This is a genomic window from Mycobacterium ahvazicum, assembly GCF_900176255.2.
Taxonomy (GTDB): Bacteria; Actinomycetota; Actinomycetes; order Mycobacteriales; family Mycobacteriaceae; genus Mycobacterium; species Mycobacterium ahvazicum.
Genome location: NZ_FXEG02000003.1, coordinates 553,176 through 568,325 on the forward strand (window position 1 = coordinate 553,176; position 15,150 = coordinate 568,325).

Sequence of the window (15,150 nt, forward strand, 5' to 3'; positions counted from 1 at the left end):
CTACGGGATAGTCAGGGCGATCTTGCCGATATGTTCGTTTGCCCGCATTACCCGAAGCGCCTCGTCGAGCTGCTCCCAGTCGAGGACGTGGCTGATCTGCGGTTTGATGCCGGCCGTGGACACCACCTCGCACATCTCGCGGTGAGCGCGCACGCTGCCCACCGTGATTCCGATGACGCGCAGGTTGTTCAGCATCACCTCGGCAACCGCGATGGACGCCATGTCGAATCCGCTGAGCACACCGATCACCGCGATGGTGCCGCCTATCGCGGCCGCGTGCAGCGAATGCGGCAGCGTCGCAGGACCACCGAGGTCGACGACCAACTTGGCGCCGCGACCGGCGGTCAGTTCCTTGACCTGCGTCTCCCAGTCCGGGTGGGTTCGGTAGTTGACGAGATGCGTTGCCCCCAAATCCGATCCGACCTTGAGCTTGTCGTCAGACGACGAAGTCAGGATCACGGTGGCACCCCGCAGCCGGGCTAATTGCACGGCGAACAGCGATACCCCACCGGTGCCCTGGGTCACCACCACGTCCCCGTCGCCGATGTTGGCTTCCACCAACGCACTCCACGCCGTGACGCCCGCGCAGGGGATTGTCGCGGCTTCGACATCGCTGAGGTGCGCAGGCGTGCGGACCAGGCCGGCGACATGTTCGACCCGGTATTGCTGCAGCCACCCGTCGCAGGTATCACCGGGCACCTCACGCTTGGCTTCCGGGTTGGGCGGCCCGTCCTGCCAGCCCGGATGAAACGCTCCCATGACCCGATCTCCTGGCCGCAACTCGTCGACTCCCGGCCCGATCGCCACCACTTCCCCGGCGCCATCGGTCATCGGTACGCGCGGCCAGGGCCCGGGCAGCAGGCCCATCAGATTGATGTTGTCGTGGAAATTAAGGCTCGAGGCGTTGACCTTGACCAGCACCTGCCCGGGACCGGGCTCACCCACCGGCATCTCGACGGTCCGCACGGGCTCGCCGGGCCCGGGCATGACGATGGCCTGCTGACGGTCCGGAATACTCATGCGACGCCTGCCTCCTGACGTAGTGCCTGCCACTTCTGTTCCGCGGCCGGCCGCCGCGACGGAAGGTGGTCGGTCGGCCAGGCTTCCACCGGACGGTACTTCTTGAGCACATGCCGGGCCAACACCGACTTGTGCAGCTCGTCGGGCCCGTCGCCGATCGATCCGAACCGCGTCATCCGGTACCACGATTCGACCGGCAGGTCCCCGGAGTACCCCAACGCCCCGCATACCTGGATGGTGCGATCGAGGACCGCGAGCACCACCTTCGAAACATGAGCCTTGATCATGCCCAGCTCGGCGCGCACCTCCCCCGCGCCGAAACGGTCCATCTTCCAAGCGGTCTGGAAGGTCAGCAATCGCGCGGCCTGAATCTCTGTATGCGACAACGCGATATAGTCCTGCACCAGCTGGTGTTCGCCCAACAGGCGGCCATGTGACCGGCGCGAGACCGCACGTTCACCCATGATATCCAGGGCGCGCTGCGCCTGCCCGAGCCAACGCATCGAGTGGTGAATACGTCCGCCGCCGAGACGCTGCTGCGCCAGCACGAATCCGCCGCCACGCGGGCCGATCAGGTGATCCGCGGGAACCCGACAGTCGGTGAAAACCACCTCGGCATGGTTGCCACGCCGGCCGAACTCCGGATCGGGATGCGCCATGGTGGGAATGTCCCGGACGATGTTGCACCCCGGCGTTCCGGTCGGCACCACGAAGATCGACGCGTGCCGGTGCGGCCGGCCGGCGGGATCGGTCTCCGCGACCACCAAGATGATGTCGGCGCAGGACGCGTTGGTGGTAAACCACTTGTGGCCGTTGATGATCCAGTCTCCGCCGTCGAGCACGGCGGTGGTGGCGATGACGGTCGGGTCGGCGCCGGCCAGGAACGGTTCGGTCAGCGCGAACGCGCTCGATATCTCCCCGCTGAGATTGGGGTACAACCAGCGCTGCTTCTGCGCGTCGGTCGCCCCGTGTGCCAGCAACTCCATGTTCCCGCTGTCGGGCGCCTGGACCCCGAACAGCTCCATCGACACCATGCACCGGCCGATGATCTCCGACATCAGCGCGAGCTTGAGCTGGCCCAGCCCCGCACCGCCGAGGCCGGGATCGAGGAACAAACCCCATAACCCCTGCGCCTTGACCTGGTCCTGCAGGTAGCGCTTGACCGGCAGCCACTGGTCGGGCGAAATCTCGGCAAGGATCGGTTCCAGCGGGATGACCTCGGAATCGATGAAACCGCGCATCCAGGACAGCTTTTCAGCGAAATCCGGATCCGTCTCGAAATCCCATGCCATCGCGTTCCTCGCCATCGACCGTGCTCGCGGCATCGACAATTCCTTACAGCGAAATCACAGTGTAATCATGGTTTCATGCATTGGCGCAACTCCTGCCGCACCCTCGATCGATCATGAGCTGAATTGCGCTGTCGCATGGGCAACGTCGAGATACTCCCAGACCCGGATAATCAACCCGTCCTGCACCTGCACCCACACGCAGTACTCGTTCTCGTAGGATTGCCGCCCGGCGAACAACGCTGTTGCCCGCATCGTGAAGCGCGCCGCACCCATGTCGTCATCACAGAGCACGTGGTGCACCGTCGTCCGCACGTCGGCGTACAGCTGGCCGAAAATGATGCGCATGCCGGCCCGGATCGCGTCGCGCCCCACCGTCGGGCTGCCCAGCACCCCGACCGCCGGGGTGATCCACCACTGCGCCTTGGGCGCTAGCAGTTCGGTGACACGCTCGGCATCGCCGAACGCGGCCACCAGTGCCGTGAGCAACGCCCGCGTCGACGACTCGGTCATATCGGCCCTCCCAGGCAGCCGCGGCGGGTTCTCAAAATAACACCGATTTCCAATGCGCCGGGGCTTCAGCCGAATGTGATAACCCCGGTGTCCGGAGTTCGGGTCGCCGCGAAGTAGTCTGCCGTCAGCATGACGCCGATCCACCCTTTCGACAGAGCCCTGCGGCTCGATGTCCTGGATGCCGACACCAGGCGCGGCCGCACGCATCCGGAGTGGGCCAACATGGTCGGCCCGTTCGGCGGGATCACCACGGCAATCCTGCTGCGTGCCATCGAGACTCACCCCGGCTGTATCGGTGAGCCGCTGGCGGTGACCATCAACTTCGCCGGCCCCGTCGCCGACGGCGACTTCGACATCCGCCTTCGGACCCCGCGCACCAACCGCAGCAGTCAGCACTGGATTGCCGAGCTCAGCCAAGGCGGTGACGTCAAGACCACCGCGACCGCGGTCTTCGGTATCCGGCGCGATACCTGGGCCGACACCGAAGCCCGGCCACCGAGCGCGCCTCCCCCGGAACAACTGGCTCCCGGAGGCGGCCCGGAGATCGTCGTCGCCTGGGCGCGCCTGTACGACATGCGCTTCGCCGAGGGTGCGTTTCCCGGCCCCGGCGCCCAGCCCAGCCCGGCATCGGAGATCGCACTGTGGGTGCGCGACCGCGCGCAGCGCCCGGTCGACTACCCGGCGCTGGCCGCCCTGTGCGACGTGTTCTACCCGCGGGTGTTTCAGCGCCGCGGCGGCGTCGTCCCGGTCGGGACCATCTCGATGACAACCTACTTCCATGCCGATCAGCAGGAGCTGGACGCGCTTGGCGGCGACTTCGTCCTGGCCTGCGCTCACGCCGATCGGTTCACCCACGGATACTCCGATCAGAGCGCGCAAGTGTGGAGTCGCCACGGCGTGCTGCTGGCCAGCACGCATCAGATCGTCTACTTCAAGGCCTGACCGGCCCCGCTGATGAGCGGCTCGCGCATCAATGTCAGGCTGGGCATGACCTCGCAAAAGACCGGTGCACCAGAATCGAGCCGCAATGACTGAGCGCCCGAACGATGTGATCGCGGACGACCAGGCCGCCGCACTGCTGGCGATCGAGTCCATCAAGCAACTCAAGGCCCGCTACTGCCGGCACCTGGACACCAAGGACTGGGCCGCGTGGCGTGCGATCTTCGCTGACGACTTCGTCAGCGACACCTCCGAGGCGGGCGGAAAACTGATCACCGGCGCCGACGACTTCGTCGCGTTCACCCGCAAGAGCATCGGACGCGCCGCACAGGCCACGGCACACCAGGTACACGCCCCCGAGATCGAGCTCACGTCGGCGACGACGGCGCGCGGGGTGTGGGCGCTGCAAGATGTCGTGCGGTTCGGGCCCGGCGTCAGCCTGGTGGGCTACGGCCATTACCACGAGACCTACGAAAACGTGGCCGGGCAGTGGCTTATCAAGAGCTCCAAGCTAACTCGGCTGCGTGAGGACATCGTCACACCGGTTTTCTCGTTCTACATCTCCAACCGGATCCGCAATACCGCCGCCAGGTTCGCCAACCGGCTGCTGGAGAAATAGGAGACTTCATGACTGTCGACACCATCCTGGTTACCGGCGCGTTCGGACAGGTCGGCAAGCGATGCGCTCAGATTCTGCTCGAGCGGGGCCGAACGGTCATCGCGACCGACCTACGAAACGACAAAACCGTTGCGGTGCAGAAAGAATTGTCGGCCAGCGCCAAACCCGAGGCGCTGATTACCAGCTACGTCGACTTGACCGACGCCGAAGCGGTGCGGGAGCTGATCATGACCCACCAGCCGGGAGCCATCATTCATCTGGCCGCGGTGGTCGCACCGGTTTCGTACCGCAATCCCGCGCTTGCACGAAAGGTCAACGTCGGGGGCACCGAAAACCTGTTGGCGGCGGCCACCGCACTGCCGCGGCCTCCGCTGTTCCTGCTGGCGTCCAGTGCCGCGGTCTACGGCTCCCGCAATCCCCACCGGTTTCCAGAACGAATCACCCCCGATACTCCGGTGAACCCCATCGATCAGTATGGGCAGGACAAAGTGCTGGCGGAAGCCGCGATCCGGGCCAGCGGTCTCCCCCATGCGCTGTACCGACTGGCCGGCGTCATCTCGCCGGACACCCAATCGGGTGGGGTGGACGGTGACAACCTGGTGATCATGCGTTCTATGCCCGTCGACAACCGGATTCACACGGTAGACGCACGAGACGCGGCGCTGGCATTTGCCAACGGTGTCGATCGCGAAGCCACGATTTCCGGCAAGGCGCTGCTGATCGGGGGAAACGAAACGTGCGTCATGCTTCAGCATGAACTCGAGGGTGACCTGATGACCGCCGTCGGACTGGGTCGCCTCGGTCCGTCAGCGGGTCTGACCGGCGATCCCGACGACGACCGGGGCTGGAGTTTCACCGGCTGGTACGACACCACGGAAGCGCAAGCGCTGCTTGGCTTTCAAGAGCACGACTGGCAGCAAACCATGGACTGGGTTAGTAAATCCCAGGGGAAAACGCGCACCGTCTTGCGTGTCCTGGGTCCGATACTGCGGCCGGTACTGCGCATCGTGATCAAGCTGCAGAACCGCGCCGAGGGCCGTGGTCCCTACTCCGACCCCTGGGCGATGATCGAAAACAAGTACGGCCCTGCGGCGCTGGCCCATGCCGACAAGCAATCGGACTGATACCCCTAGCGGGCGGATGCCTGCAGTTGCTGGATGCGTTCCTCACGTGGCAGAACCGGACCGTCGTCGATCGGCTCGGTGATACCGAACTCCGACAGCCCGACCTGGGTGAGCATCGAGGTGCCGTACGCGGCGAGCAGCATTTTCTGATCGTCGCTATGCCCATCATCGACGAGCATGGCAGCGATCAGGCAGATGACGGCCATCTTGTACGCGTTGAACGCGCGATACCAGGAACGGTTCTGCAGCGTGATGCCGCTGGCCTTTTGGTAGTGCTCGAGAAGTGCCTCGATGCCCAGCGCGTCAGGGTGACTGGTGATGCCGACCGGCTGCATCCAGAGCAGTTCGAGCCAGCCGATGTCGGTCAGAGGATCACCGATGGTGGTCATCTCCCAGTCGAAGACCGCACTGACCTCCCCGTCGGTGAACGCGAAGTTGCCCGGTTTGGCGTCCCCGTGCACCAGGGCGACTTTCGGACACGGCTCCGGCAAGCTGTCCCGCAGTGCCTGCAAAAGCCGTTCCAGCGCGGGCAATGAATCCCGCTTGACCCGGTCCATTTCGGTTGCCCAATGGTCGAGTTCGCGGCGCAGGTGGTTGCCGCCGTCGTCAAGGGCGTCAAGCCCGGTCTGCTCGAGGTCGACAGAATGGATGGCCGCAAGCTGTTCGGCCAGGCTTTGACACATCCGCACCACCGTCGCGCCCGGCGCGTCGGCGGGTGCTTCCATTTCGTAGACGTCACCGCCGACCCGCTCCATCACGAAGAATGGCCGTCCCAGGACGTCGCCGCTGTCCTCGAGCCACAGTGCCGGCGGAACACGAACAGCGCTGTCCTGCAACGCCCGCAGGATCGAGAACTGACGCGCGAGATCGTAAGGTTCCAGCAGCGCAGGCGGTTTGGGGCGCAGCCGCACCACTACATCACGGCGGGTGTCCCCGGTGACGACCGTGAGCACCATCATCTCGGCGGAGTGGCCGAAGTTCACCCGATCGAGGCCCTCGATGCGGACCTCGGCGGCGTTGAGTTGGGTGCGCAGCCACGCGGTCAAACACTCAGCGACGCTGGTGTCGTGCGTCATTGGCGCACTCCATCGTCCGGCAGCCGTTCGACCGGGGTTTTGTCCTGCGTGAAGGCCGACATGTCCATCGCCGCCCAGTTCGGGTAACGGGCATAGCCCCGGCCGCCCATCAGCAATTCGAAGATGCCCCAGCCGGTGTCGCCGTCGAGTTCAAACCGCATCAACTGGTCCAGCGCCATCGATTTACCCTCGGTCTCGCTGAGTTGCGCGGAATCAGTGCTGTCCCATTGGAAGTGGATGAAGTATGCACCGTCGCCGAGGTCCTGATACTGGCAGTGCGCCATCGGCAGGCCGTAGTAGGCGTTGACGTGTTGATGCGGAGCGTCGGCCGTGACCCGGTAGGTCGTGCCGTCCTCGTCGGTGAAAACGAGCACCGCCCGCGCGGGCCGTTTGCGGTCGGCGTCGAATTCTACGTCGTGCTCGATCTTCACGAATCGCTTCGATAGCGTGCCGTTATTGTGGGTGATGCCGCCGTCTACGTAGTTGACTGTGCCATCGGATGATTCGATGATCCATGCCTCGATCGCACGGTTTTCGAAACCGGCGTCGAGCCACAACCAGAAATCGATCTTGTCGGAGACACGCACCCCGAAAGTGCGATCCCGGCCGCCGTGGAAGCCGTCGACACTGATCCGCTCGCCGTCGATCTGCACCCAGCCGGTCCATCTTCCCGGCTCTTTCATGTGGTACATGTCGGCGAGCATCCGGCCATCGGAGTCGTGCACCTTCATCGGCAACAGCTCCCACATCGGCGCGCTGGGCTCGTAATAGAGCTCCCACGCGATTCCGGAATCGTTGGGCTCCACGTCGAGACGCCACTTCTTCAGGGGCTCGACACAGGTCCAGCGCATCGGACCCGCCCTCAGATCGCCGCGGCCGCCACCGTCAATCGGACGTCCGGCCAACAGATCCCAGTGCCGGCCGTCGGCGAAACTGACCTTGACGTATCCCAACCCGGTGCCGGTGTTCGGGTTGTTACCGTAGCCGCTGGCCAGCAGCAGGGTGCCGTCCGGCGAGGCGGCGAAGAAGTAACACCGGTCCGACCAAGTCGGATCGGGATCATGCACCTGATCGAATGTCGTCGGCAGCTGATGGGTGAACGACTCGTCGGCGGCACTGTAACCCATGAATTGCCTTTCCACCTGATGACGAAATCGACTGTCGTCGAACGGTTTTAACGACCACATCGGGTCGGCGAAAAATTTGTGACGAAACCTCGCGCATCAGATACTCAATGGCACAACGCATCCCCTACTATCGCTGCAATGGAGCCGAGCCGGTGGTGGGGCGACGACCGCGCGATCCTCGATGACGAGGAGGCGCGGCGGCGGCTGCTGGACGCTGCGGGCCGCTGCATCGTGCGTCGGGGCAACGCCCAGATCCGGATGGCCGAGTTGGCCGATGAGGCTGGCGTATCCCGCTCGACGGTGTACCGCTACTTCCCCAACCGCGACGAGGTCCTGCTGGGTTTGATGCTGGCGCGGGTCGACACGGCGCTGGGCGAGTTGGTCGGCTCGTTGCGTCACCCCGACGACCCGGTGCGTTCGCTACCCGAGATGGTGTTGGCGCGGGTGGAGTCGGTGGCGGGCAACCCGTTGAACGAGGCGCTGTTCGCCGCGGAGAGCACCGCCGTGCCGGCGGCTCTACAGCTGGGCTCCGAACCGATGATCGAACTGATGTTGGCGCACTACGGCCCGCTGCTGCAGCGATGGAAGGACGCGGGCAAGCTCTACACCGACCTCGACCCCCGCTCGATCGTGCAATGGCTGAGCACGACGACGCTGTTCCTGCTGTCGCCGGCATGGCGACTCCGCCCGGTTGCCGACAAGCGCGAATTCGTCGAGCAGTTCCTGGTACGAGCCCTGGTGCCATAGATCAGACATTAGTCTCACTTTGTCTGATGTCCAGACATTGAGCTATTTTTGTCTCGGCAACTCGTACGCGCGCGCCGCTCCCTGGATCCGGCGCCGGTGCACCCAGGGATGGACAGTCATGACACATGCGGTTGAACAGGCCATTTCCGTCGTCGGACTGGCCGCGCATCTCGGCCGGGGAATCGGCCGGGTGACCGCCGACGCCGTCGTCGGCAGCCGGGCGGGACTGCCCCGTACGGTCGACGACCTCACCACCGCCGCGCTGTCGCGCGTGATGGGCCGAAATGTCAGGTCGATCCGGGTGCTCAACAGCGATGCCGGCACCTCGTCGCGGGCCCGGCTCGTGCTGACGGGCGACGACGTACCGGAGTCGGTCTTCGTCAAGATCACGGCGCAGACCGCCGCCACCCGGCTGATGGGTGAGCTGGGCCGGCTGGGCCACACCGAGGTGCGCTTCTACAGCCAGCTCGCCCCGGAACTCCCGGGCGTCCCGATCGCCTACGGCGCGGCTTTCGACACCTGGACCGGTCGCTACCTGCTGGTGCTGGAAGACCTGCCCGAGTCGTGCGTCTTCCCCGACACGTTGCACCCGCTGTCCACCGACCAGGCGGGCCTCGTCGTCGAGTTGCTGGCGACCCTGCACGCGACGTTCTGGAACCGCATGCGCCAGAACGGGCGCGGCCCGCTGGGCTGGCTCTACACACCGTCGGGTGACGTCACATCGCTGTTGACCGGTTCACTGATGACCACCTCGATGAAGCGCCTCGCTGAGCGCACCACCATCCCGGTGGAGAACGGCCGATTCATCGCCGAGAACTACCGCGCGGTCGCCGCGGTGATCGACACCGCACCGCATACCGTCATGCACGGCGATGCCCACCCCGGCAACATCTACTTCCGCCACGGCGAGGCCGGGCTACTGGATTGGCAGGCCGTGCGACGCGGCCATCCGTCCCGCGAACTGGCCTACACCCTGGTCACGAGCCTTACGCCCGACGACCGCCAGAGTGCCCAGCGCGAACTGCTCGACATCTATCGACAGGCACTGCTCGCAGCCGGCGGACCCGATCTGGACCGCGACGACCTCTGGCTGCGCTACCGGCAGGCCGCACTGTATGCCTATGTCGCACCGTTGATCACCGCGGGCATGGGCGGAATGCAGGTCGAAGACATCGCGATGGAAGGCTTGCGACGCGGTGTCGCGGCCCTCGAAGACCTGGAAACCGTTGCCGCGCTGAAACGTTCGTTGTAGCCAGCGGCTAGCGGTCGATCCATTCCATTTGCGCTTCGGCGTGATGGCCCCCGGCGGCCGGGGTGAGTTGGTCCAGCCGGGAGAGCTGCTCAGGCGAGAGTTCGACGCCGTCGGCACCGACGTTCTCCTCAAGGCGCGCAACCTTTTTGGTCCCCGGAATGGGCACGATGTCGGATCCCTTGGCCAACAGCCAGGCCAGTGCGACCTGAGCCGGGGTGGCGCCGATGTCGGTGCTGATCTCACGCAGCTCGTCCGCGCTGCGCAGGTTGTGCTGGAAGTTCTCGTCGAAGAAGCGCGGGTTGGTCTTGCGATAGTCGGTGTCGGGAAACTCCGCGTTGGATCGTATTGTGCCGGTGAGGAAGCCCCGGCCCAGCGGCGAGTATGGGACGAACCCGATTCCCAGCTCGCGCAGCACCGCCAGGATCCCGTCTTCGGGGTCGCGGGTCCACAGTGAGTACTCCGATTGCACGGCGGCGACGGGGTGCACCGCGTGCGCGCGGCGGATGGTGTTGACACCGACCTCGGAAAGACCGATGTGCCGAATCTTGCCGGCGGCGACCAACTCCGCGAGCGCTCCCATGGTGTCCTCGATCGGGGTGTCGCGGTCTAGGCGGTGTTGGTAGTAGAGGTCAATGTGGTCGGTCGCCAGCCTCTTCAGCGATCCGTCGACCGCGACGCGGATACTGGCGGGGCTGCTGTCGAGGCCGTTGCGTCCGGTGTGCGAGATCAGGCCGAATTTGGTGGCCAGCAACACGCGGTCACGCCGGCCCTCCAGCGCGCGGGCGAGCAGCTCCTCGTTGACGAAGGGGCCGTAGATCTCCGCGGTGTCGATCAGCGTGACACCGAGATCGATGGCGCGGTGCACCGTGCGGATGGATTCGGCGTCGTCGAACCCACCGATCGAATACGCGGCGGACATACCCATCGCGCCCAAGCCGATACGGCCGACCTGCAGGTCGCCGAGGTGAGCCTGTTTCATGCCACGTTCTCCTGTTCGTGCCTGTTGGACTCGAGGACCAACGACCCTGGCGCTGTTCGCGCTCGTGTTCCACGATTGACCTTAGATTGGAGGTCGAACATGCCGGATGCGTTGGTGGACATCGACGTAGTCAGGGACGCCGTGCAGCTGGCCTGCCGGGCCCCGTCGTTGCACAACAGCCAGCCCTGGCAGTGGGTTGCCACCGGCTCACGGTTGCTCCTCTACATCGATGAAAGCCGCAGCCTGCCGGCCGCCGACAAATCGGGCCGCGAGGCGCTGATCAGTTGCGGCGCCGTGCTCGACCATCTGCGCGTGGCGTTGGCAGCAGCAGGGTGGGACAGCCGGGTCGATCTCTTTCCGGACCCGGAGAACTCCGATCTACTCGCGTCCGTCGATCTCGGCCCGCAGCGTCCCGTCACCGATGACCGGCGCTCGCGAGCCGAGGCCATCGCGCACCGGCGCACCGATCGGCTCCCCTTCTCCCCACCGAGCAACTGGGCGGCGTTGGAGGCGAGGCTGCGCGAAGCCGCGGACACCGCCACAGTTCACCTCGACGTGATCCCTGAAGAGCTGCGGCCACAATTAGCCCGCGCGTCCCGGCTCACCGAGTCGCTGCGGCTATACGATACCTCGTATCATACCGAATTAGACTGGTGGACAGGTCATTTCGAGAACGTTGACGGAATTCCGCGCACCTCGCTGTTGTCGGCAGCCGAGAACGATCAGGTCGACATCGGAAGGGCCTTCCCGGTTAGCCCGCACAACGAGCGGCACACGCCGCTTGGAAGAGACCAATCCACCGTGCTCGTGTTGTCGACCGACGAGGACACGCCCGCTGATGCTCTGCGATGTGGCGAAGCGTTGTCCGCGGTGTTGTTGGAGTGCACGTTAGCCGGGATGGCGACGTGCACACTGACCCAACTCACCGAACTGTGGGCCAGCCGCGATCTCATCGCGACCCTGATCGGGCGGGCGGCGATGCCACAACTCCTGATCCGTGTCGGCGAAGCACTTGGCCCCACCGACGCAGCCCCACTGACGCCGCGGCGGCCGCTCGGTGAGGTTCTGACATTCAATCCCAACGAATCTGGTTGAGCTCCGCCAGACTCTGCGCGATGCGACCTACGGCCTCCTGGAAGGGGCCGTAATGCCCTCGTCGGACGTAATGCGGAAAAGTAATGTTCAGGAGATTGGAGTATTTGAGCGCTCGGGCAGACGAAGATTGCATCGGCAAAGGAGTACGCAAATGTCGAACAGCGTAACGGTCCATCACAATCGGTCCCCTCAGCAGCGAGCGCAGGACGCCAAGATCTTGAAAGAGTCGGGTGTACACAAGTTGGTCGTCACAGATCGTGACGGCAATTGCTTGGCGTTCGTATTGGCTTGGGACAGCTTCGACTACGACCCCGAGACCGACACCTACGTGTGCATCGCGGACAGCGATGGCAGAGAGCTCATGACCATATACACCGCCGGCGAAATCAAGTCAGCACCCGGTGCGAACACGCACGTGATCACCGCACCGGATGCGACGGGCTCGCGGGCGTTGAAGGCCCTCTGAACTACCGGACACGATCCACGCCGGCTCGACCGGTGGGCGGCTTCTCATGTCCCGGAGGTTATGATAGACCGTTCGTACGGTTAGCCGAAGGGTTCAAGATGCCCCGATTGCCTGGTAGACGCAGCGAGATTCTCGACGCGTTTGTCCGCTATGTCGCCGAACGCGGTTACGACAGAACGAATATGGGTGACATCGCCGACGAGCTCGGCATGTCTAAAGGCACCATCGTCCATCACTTCGGAACCAAAGCGCAGATGTTGCGCGAATTGGAAGAGGCCCATCTGGGCCTGCAGCTCGACGCGCTCGGGATGGTATGGGATCGGCTGGACACGCCGCACGAACGCATCGCAGCGATCATCTACGCCTCGGCCATGTTGCAAGTGATCGCCCGCAATGCGACGGTGGCAAGCCAGCGTGAAGTCGTGCAGTTGTCCGACGATCCGGCTATGCAGCACGTGCGTAAGCTGCGTCAGCAACTACAAGCTCTTGCCGTTGACGAGATCCGCAACGGGATTGAGAGCGGTGTGTTCCGTACCGTGGACGTCGAGCTGGCGGCATTGCAACTGTGGGGGTCATTGCAGTGGATGTGGGTTTGGTTTGATCCCGCCGATTCCCGAACTCCGGAACAAGTCGGCGCCGCTTTTGTCGACGTGTTTCTCGGCGGGCTGTTACTCGACCGCTTAGGGCTGAGCAAGTGGGCGGACCCGTCGGCGAACGTCGTCTCGGTGGTGCGCGAATGCCTTGCCGCAGTAACGAGTGCGACAACTTGACCGCCTAACGCGGATTATTTTGCGCGCCAAGGGAATTGGTGCATCAAATTATTTGGAACCGCCGAGGCGTCGGCGGCCGTTCGCCGTTGAGCGCGGTGTTTCCAGCGGGCATCCGACGCTGCGGCGCCCGCCAGGCAGGCAAAGACGCCCACGCGGCCTATGGCCCGGCGCGGGGCGGTTGGCACGGTCGGACCACGTCGTCCGAATTTATTGACTGACCGTACGGTCTAGTGCCATAGTTGCTGCGTGGAGCAAACGCGGCCGATAGTTATCCGGGGGGCGATAACCCGGACTCCGGGGCTCCGCGCGGAAAGGCCCGAAATCGCCGTCGTCCCGACCGGATCTGAAATCTCATATGGCGGACCAGTTTTCGCGACAACCTTATATCGCGGGCGCATATGACGACGGCGACGAGAACACCGGCTGGGGACGCGATCCGCCGAGCGTGGTTACGTCGAAGGCCGCGCCGGTGACAACGACGAACGTGATAGGCGGCCGAGTGCTCGCCAGGATCCGACCGGGGACAGAAGTTGCCGGCGGGTTCTTCCGGATGTGCGTGCTGACCGCGAAGGCCCTCAAGCAGCCGTTCGAATGGCGCGAGTTCATCTGGAACGGCTGGTTCCTGATGCGGGTATCGCTGCTGCCCACCATCGCGGTGTCCATCCCGGAAACCGTGTTGCTGATCTTCACCCTCAACCTCCTGCTCGCCGAGATCGGCGCCGCCGACGTCTCGGGTGCCGGTGCCGCGATCGGCGCAGTCACCCAGCTCGGCCCGATCGTGACGGTGCTGGTGGTCGCCGGCGCCGGGGGCACCGCCATCTGTGCCGACCTCGGTGCGCGCACCATCCGCGAGGAGATCGATGCGCTGGAGGTGCTCGGCATCGACCCGATCCACCGGCTGGTCCTGCCGCGCGTGGTCGCCTCGACGATCGTCGCGGTGCTGCTCAACGGCCTGGTGGTCGCCGTAGGCCTGGGCGGCGGCTACCTGTTCAGCGTGTACCTGCAAAACGTCTCGAGCGGGGCTTACCTCTCGACGTTGACAGCGCTCACCGGCTTACCCGAGGTGGTGATCGCGTTCATCAAGGCCGCGACGTTCGGCCTGATCGCCGGACTGGTCGGCTGTTATCGCGGACTGATCGTCCGCGGCGGATCCAAAGGTCTCGGCACTGCTGTCAACGAGACGGTGGTGCTGTGTTTCATCGCGCTGTTCGCGGTTAACGCCGCGCTGACCACCATCGGCGTCCGCTTCGGAACGGGGCGCTGACATGACGACAGCCGCTGCGCCCCATATCCGTTTCCCGCGGGCCGCCTTACTTCGATACCGGCACATCCCGGTGCGGCTGATGGTCGAGATCGGAGAGATGGTCTGGTTCGCGCTGAGCGCGGTCGCACAGATCCCGTACGCACTGCACAACTACCGCAAGGAGTTGCTGCGGATGGTGGCCCAGATGGGGATGGGCACCGGCGCCATGGCCGTGGTCGGCGGCACGGCCGCCATCGTCGGCTTCATCACCCTGTCCGCCGGCTCCCTGGTCGCCATTCAGGGCTACGCGACGCTGGGAAACATCGGTGTCGAGGCATTCACCGGATTTCTGGCCGCACTGGTCAATGTGCGGTTTGTCGCACCGGTCGCCGCCGGTCAGGCGCTGGCCGCCACGGTCGGTGCCGGGGCCACCGCCGAACTGGGCGCGATGCGCATCAGCGAGGAGATCGACGCCCTGGAAGTGATGGGGATCAGGTCGGTCGCCTTTCTGGCGTCGACCCGCGTGATGGCGGGTCTGGTCGTCATCGTCCCGCTCTACGGATTCGCGATGACCATGGCCTTCCTGTCCCAGCAGGTCACCACGGTGTTCTTCTACGGGCAGTCCATCGGCACCTACAACCACTATTTCCACACATTCCTGCGCCTCACCGACGTGGGGTGGTCTTTCGCGGAGGTGATCCTGGTTGCGGTGGTCGTGATGACCACCCATTGCTACTACGGTTACACCGCCACCGGCGGCCCGGTCGGCGTCGGTGAAGCGGTCGGCCGGTCGATGCGGCTGTCGTTGATCACGATCGTTGTCGTGGTCGTGCTGACCGCCATGGCGGTCTATGGCAAAAGCCCGAACTTCAACCTCACCGTGTAGCCGCC

General features: G+C 64.8%; 16 protein-coding genes. 10 read left to right on the top strand and 6 right to left on the bottom strand.

Annotated features, from left to right (window positions below; all coding sequences use genetic code 11):
• The 3 genes from MAAFP003_RS15285 to MAAFP003_RS15295 all read right to left on the bottom strand — a co-directional run bounded on the left by MAAFP003_RS15285 (position 1) and on the right by MAAFP003_RS15295 (position 2,822).
• Positions 1-1,020 (bottom strand): zinc-dependent alcohol dehydrogenase family protein, encoded by a 1,020-nt coding sequence (locus tag MAAFP003_RS15285; protein ID WP_096288230.1) that lies wholly within the window; start codon positions 1,018-1,020, stop codon positions 1-3.
• Positions 1,017-2,345 (bottom strand): acyl-CoA dehydrogenase family protein, encoded by a 1,329-nt coding sequence (locus MAAFP003_RS15290; RefSeq protein WP_341477093.1) that lies wholly within the window; start codon positions 2,343-2,345, stop codon positions 1,017-1,019. The genes MAAFP003_RS15285 and MAAFP003_RS15290 overlap by 4 nt, the downstream gene beginning before the upstream one ends.
• A 78-nt stretch (positions 2,346-2,423) precedes the next feature.
• On the bottom strand, positions 2,424-2,822 hold the full coding sequence (locus tag MAAFP003_RS15295; protein WP_165796413.1) for a nuclear transport factor 2 family protein: 399 nt from the start codon (positions 2,820-2,822) through the stop codon (positions 2,424-2,426).
• A gap of 129 nt (positions 2,823-2,951) precedes the next feature.
• Here MAAFP003_RS15295 and MAAFP003_RS15300 point away from each other — a divergent pair, with 129 nt between their 5' ends.
• From MAAFP003_RS15300 to MAAFP003_RS15310, 3 genes are all read left to right on the top strand, one after another.
• Entirely contained in the window at positions 2,952-3,764 is an 813-nt protein-coding gene (locus tag MAAFP003_RS15300; protein WP_096288234.1) for an acyl-CoA thioesterase, read from the top strand.
• An 85-nt stretch (positions 3,765-3,849) separates the two neighbouring features.
• Positions 3,850-4,380, top strand: a complete 531-nt coding sequence (locus MAAFP003_RS15305; RefSeq protein WP_096288236.1) for a nuclear transport factor 2 family protein — start codon at positions 3,850-3,852, stop codon at positions 4,378-4,380.
• Between the two features lie 8 nt (positions 4,381-4,388).
• Positions 4,389-5,504 (top strand): NAD-dependent epimerase/dehydratase family protein, encoded by a 1,116-nt coding sequence (locus MAAFP003_RS15310; RefSeq protein WP_096288238.1) that lies wholly within the window; start codon positions 4,389-4,391, stop codon positions 5,502-5,504.
• A 5-nt stretch (positions 5,505-5,509) separates the two neighbouring features.
• On the opposite strand, the gene MAAFP003_RS15315 is transcribed toward MAAFP003_RS15310, so the two are convergent.
• Together MAAFP003_RS15315 and MAAFP003_RS15320 are read right to left on the bottom strand one after the other, a co-directional pair.
• Complete coding sequence (locus MAAFP003_RS15315) at positions 5,510-6,580, bottom strand: phosphotransferase family protein (RefSeq protein WP_096288240.1); 1,071 nt, start codon at positions 6,578-6,580, stop codon at positions 5,510-5,512.
• On the bottom strand, positions 6,577-7,707 hold the full coding sequence (locus MAAFP003_RS15320) for an Rv3169 family protein (RefSeq protein ID WP_096291182.1): 1,131 nt from the start codon (positions 7,705-7,707) through the stop codon (positions 6,577-6,579). The genes MAAFP003_RS15315 and MAAFP003_RS15320 overlap by 4 nt, the downstream gene beginning before the upstream one ends.
• A 138-nt stretch (positions 7,708-7,845) precedes the next feature.
• Here MAAFP003_RS15320 and MAAFP003_RS15325 point away from each other — a divergent pair, with 138 nt between their 5' ends.
• Positions 7,846-8,454 (top strand): TetR/AcrR family transcriptional regulator, encoded by a 609-nt coding sequence (locus MAAFP003_RS15325; protein ID WP_096288242.1) that lies wholly within the window; start codon positions 7,846-7,848, stop codon positions 8,452-8,454.
• A gap of 118 nt (positions 8,455-8,572) precedes the next feature.
• A complete protein-coding gene (locus MAAFP003_RS15330; RefSeq protein WP_096288244.1) occupies positions 8,573-9,706 on the top strand; it encodes a phosphotransferase in 1,134 nt (377 codons plus the stop codon).
• 7 nt (positions 9,707-9,713) lie between these two features.
• Here MAAFP003_RS15330 and MAAFP003_RS15335 read toward each other — a convergent pair whose 3' ends face one another.
• The gene (locus MAAFP003_RS15335) at positions 9,714-10,685 is read right to left on the bottom strand and encodes an aldo/keto reductase (protein WP_096288246.1); all 972 of its coding nucleotides are present in this window, start codon (positions 10,683-10,685) and stop codon (positions 9,714-9,716) included.
• A gap of 99 nt (positions 10,686-10,784) precedes the next feature.
• Here MAAFP003_RS15335 and MAAFP003_RS15340 point away from each other — a divergent pair, with 99 nt between their 5' ends.
• The 5 genes from MAAFP003_RS15340 to MAAFP003_RS15360 all read left to right on the top strand — a co-directional run bounded on the left by MAAFP003_RS15340 (position 10,785) and on the right by MAAFP003_RS15360 (position 15,145).
• Entirely contained in the window at positions 10,785-11,780 is a 996-nt protein-coding gene (locus MAAFP003_RS15340; protein ID WP_096288248.1) for an Acg family FMN-binding oxidoreductase, read from the top strand.
• A gap of 151 nt (positions 11,781-11,931) precedes the next feature.
• Entirely contained in the window at positions 11,932-12,246 is a 315-nt protein-coding gene (locus MAAFP003_RS15345) for a hypothetical protein (RefSeq protein ID WP_096288250.1), read from the top strand.
• Positions 12,247-12,344: 98 nt separating this feature from the next.
• On the top strand, positions 12,345-13,016 hold the full coding sequence (locus tag MAAFP003_RS15350) for a TetR/AcrR family transcriptional regulator (RefSeq protein ID WP_096288252.1): 672 nt from the start codon (positions 12,345-12,347) through the stop codon (positions 13,014-13,016).
• 550 nt (positions 13,017-13,566) lie between these two features.
• Positions 13,567-14,280 carry an MlaE family ABC transporter permease gene (locus MAAFP003_RS15355; protein WP_423790918.1) on the top strand — a complete coding sequence of 238 codons (714 nt, stop codon included), beginning with the start codon at positions 13,567-13,569 and terminating at the stop codon, positions 14,278-14,280.
• 1 nt (position 14,281) lies between these two features.
• Positions 14,282-15,145, top strand: a complete 864-nt coding sequence (locus MAAFP003_RS15360; RefSeq protein ID WP_096288254.1) for an ABC transporter permease — start codon at positions 14,282-14,284, stop codon at positions 15,143-15,145.
• The last annotated feature ends 5 nt before the right edge of the window (positions 15,146-15,150 follow it).

What these genes read in the sequence shown, in the direction of transcription:
- MAAFP003_RS15285 (WP_096288230.1), bottom strand. Translation starts at nt 1,020, where the DNA reads ATGAGTATTCCGGACCGTCAGCAGGCCATCGTCATGCCCGGGCCCGGC.
- MAAFP003_RS15290 (WP_341477093.1), bottom strand. Translation starts at nt 2,345, where the DNA reads ATGCCGCGAGCACGGTCGATGGCGAGGAACGCGATGGCATGGGATTTC.
- MAAFP003_RS15295 (WP_165796413.1), bottom strand. Translation starts at nt 2,822, where the DNA reads ATGACCGAGTCGTCGACGCGGGCGTTGCTCACGGCACTGGTGGCCGCG.
- MAAFP003_RS15300 (WP_096288234.1), top strand. Translation starts at nt 2,952, where the DNA reads ATGACGCCGATCCACCCTTTCGACAGAGCCCTGCGGCTCGATGTCCTG.
- MAAFP003_RS15305 (WP_096288236.1), top strand. Translation starts at nt 3,850, where the DNA reads ATGACTGAGCGCCCGAACGATGTGATCGCGGACGACCAGGCCGCCGCA.
- MAAFP003_RS15310 (WP_096288238.1), top strand. Translation starts at nt 4,389, where the DNA reads ATGACTGTCGACACCATCCTGGTTACCGGCGCGTTCGGACAGGTCGGC.
- MAAFP003_RS15315 (WP_096288240.1), bottom strand. Translation starts at nt 6,580, where the DNA reads ATGACGCACGACACCAGCGTCGCTGAGTGTTTGACCGCGTGGCTGCGC.
- MAAFP003_RS15320 (WP_096291182.1), bottom strand. Translation starts at nt 7,707, where the DNA reads ATGGGTTACAGTGCCGCCGACGAGTCGTTCACCCATCAGCTGCCGACG.
- MAAFP003_RS15325 (WP_096288242.1), top strand. Translation starts at nt 7,846, where the DNA reads ATGGAGCCGAGCCGGTGGTGGGGCGACGACCGCGCGATCCTCGATGAC.
- MAAFP003_RS15330 (WP_096288244.1), top strand. Translation starts at nt 8,573, where the DNA reads ATGACACATGCGGTTGAACAGGCCATTTCCGTCGTCGGACTGGCCGCG.
- MAAFP003_RS15335 (WP_096288246.1), bottom strand. Translation starts at nt 10,685, where the DNA reads ATGAAACAGGCTCACCTCGGCGACCTGCAGGTCGGCCGTATCGGCTTG.
- MAAFP003_RS15340 (WP_096288248.1), top strand. Translation starts at nt 10,785, where the DNA reads ATGCCGGATGCGTTGGTGGACATCGACGTAGTCAGGGACGCCGTGCAG.
- MAAFP003_RS15345 (WP_096288250.1), top strand. Translation starts at nt 11,932, where the DNA reads ATGTCGAACAGCGTAACGGTCCATCACAATCGGTCCCCTCAGCAGCGA.
- MAAFP003_RS15350 (WP_096288252.1), top strand. Translation starts at nt 12,345, where the DNA reads ATGCCCCGATTGCCTGGTAGACGCAGCGAGATTCTCGACGCGTTTGTC.
- MAAFP003_RS15355 (WP_423790918.1), top strand. Translation starts at nt 13,567, where the DNA reads ATGTGCGTGCTGACCGCGAAGGCCCTCAAGCAGCCGTTCGAATGGCGC.
- MAAFP003_RS15360 (WP_096288254.1), top strand. Translation starts at nt 14,282, where the DNA reads ATGACGACAGCCGCTGCGCCCCATATCCGTTTCCCGCGGGCCGCCTTA.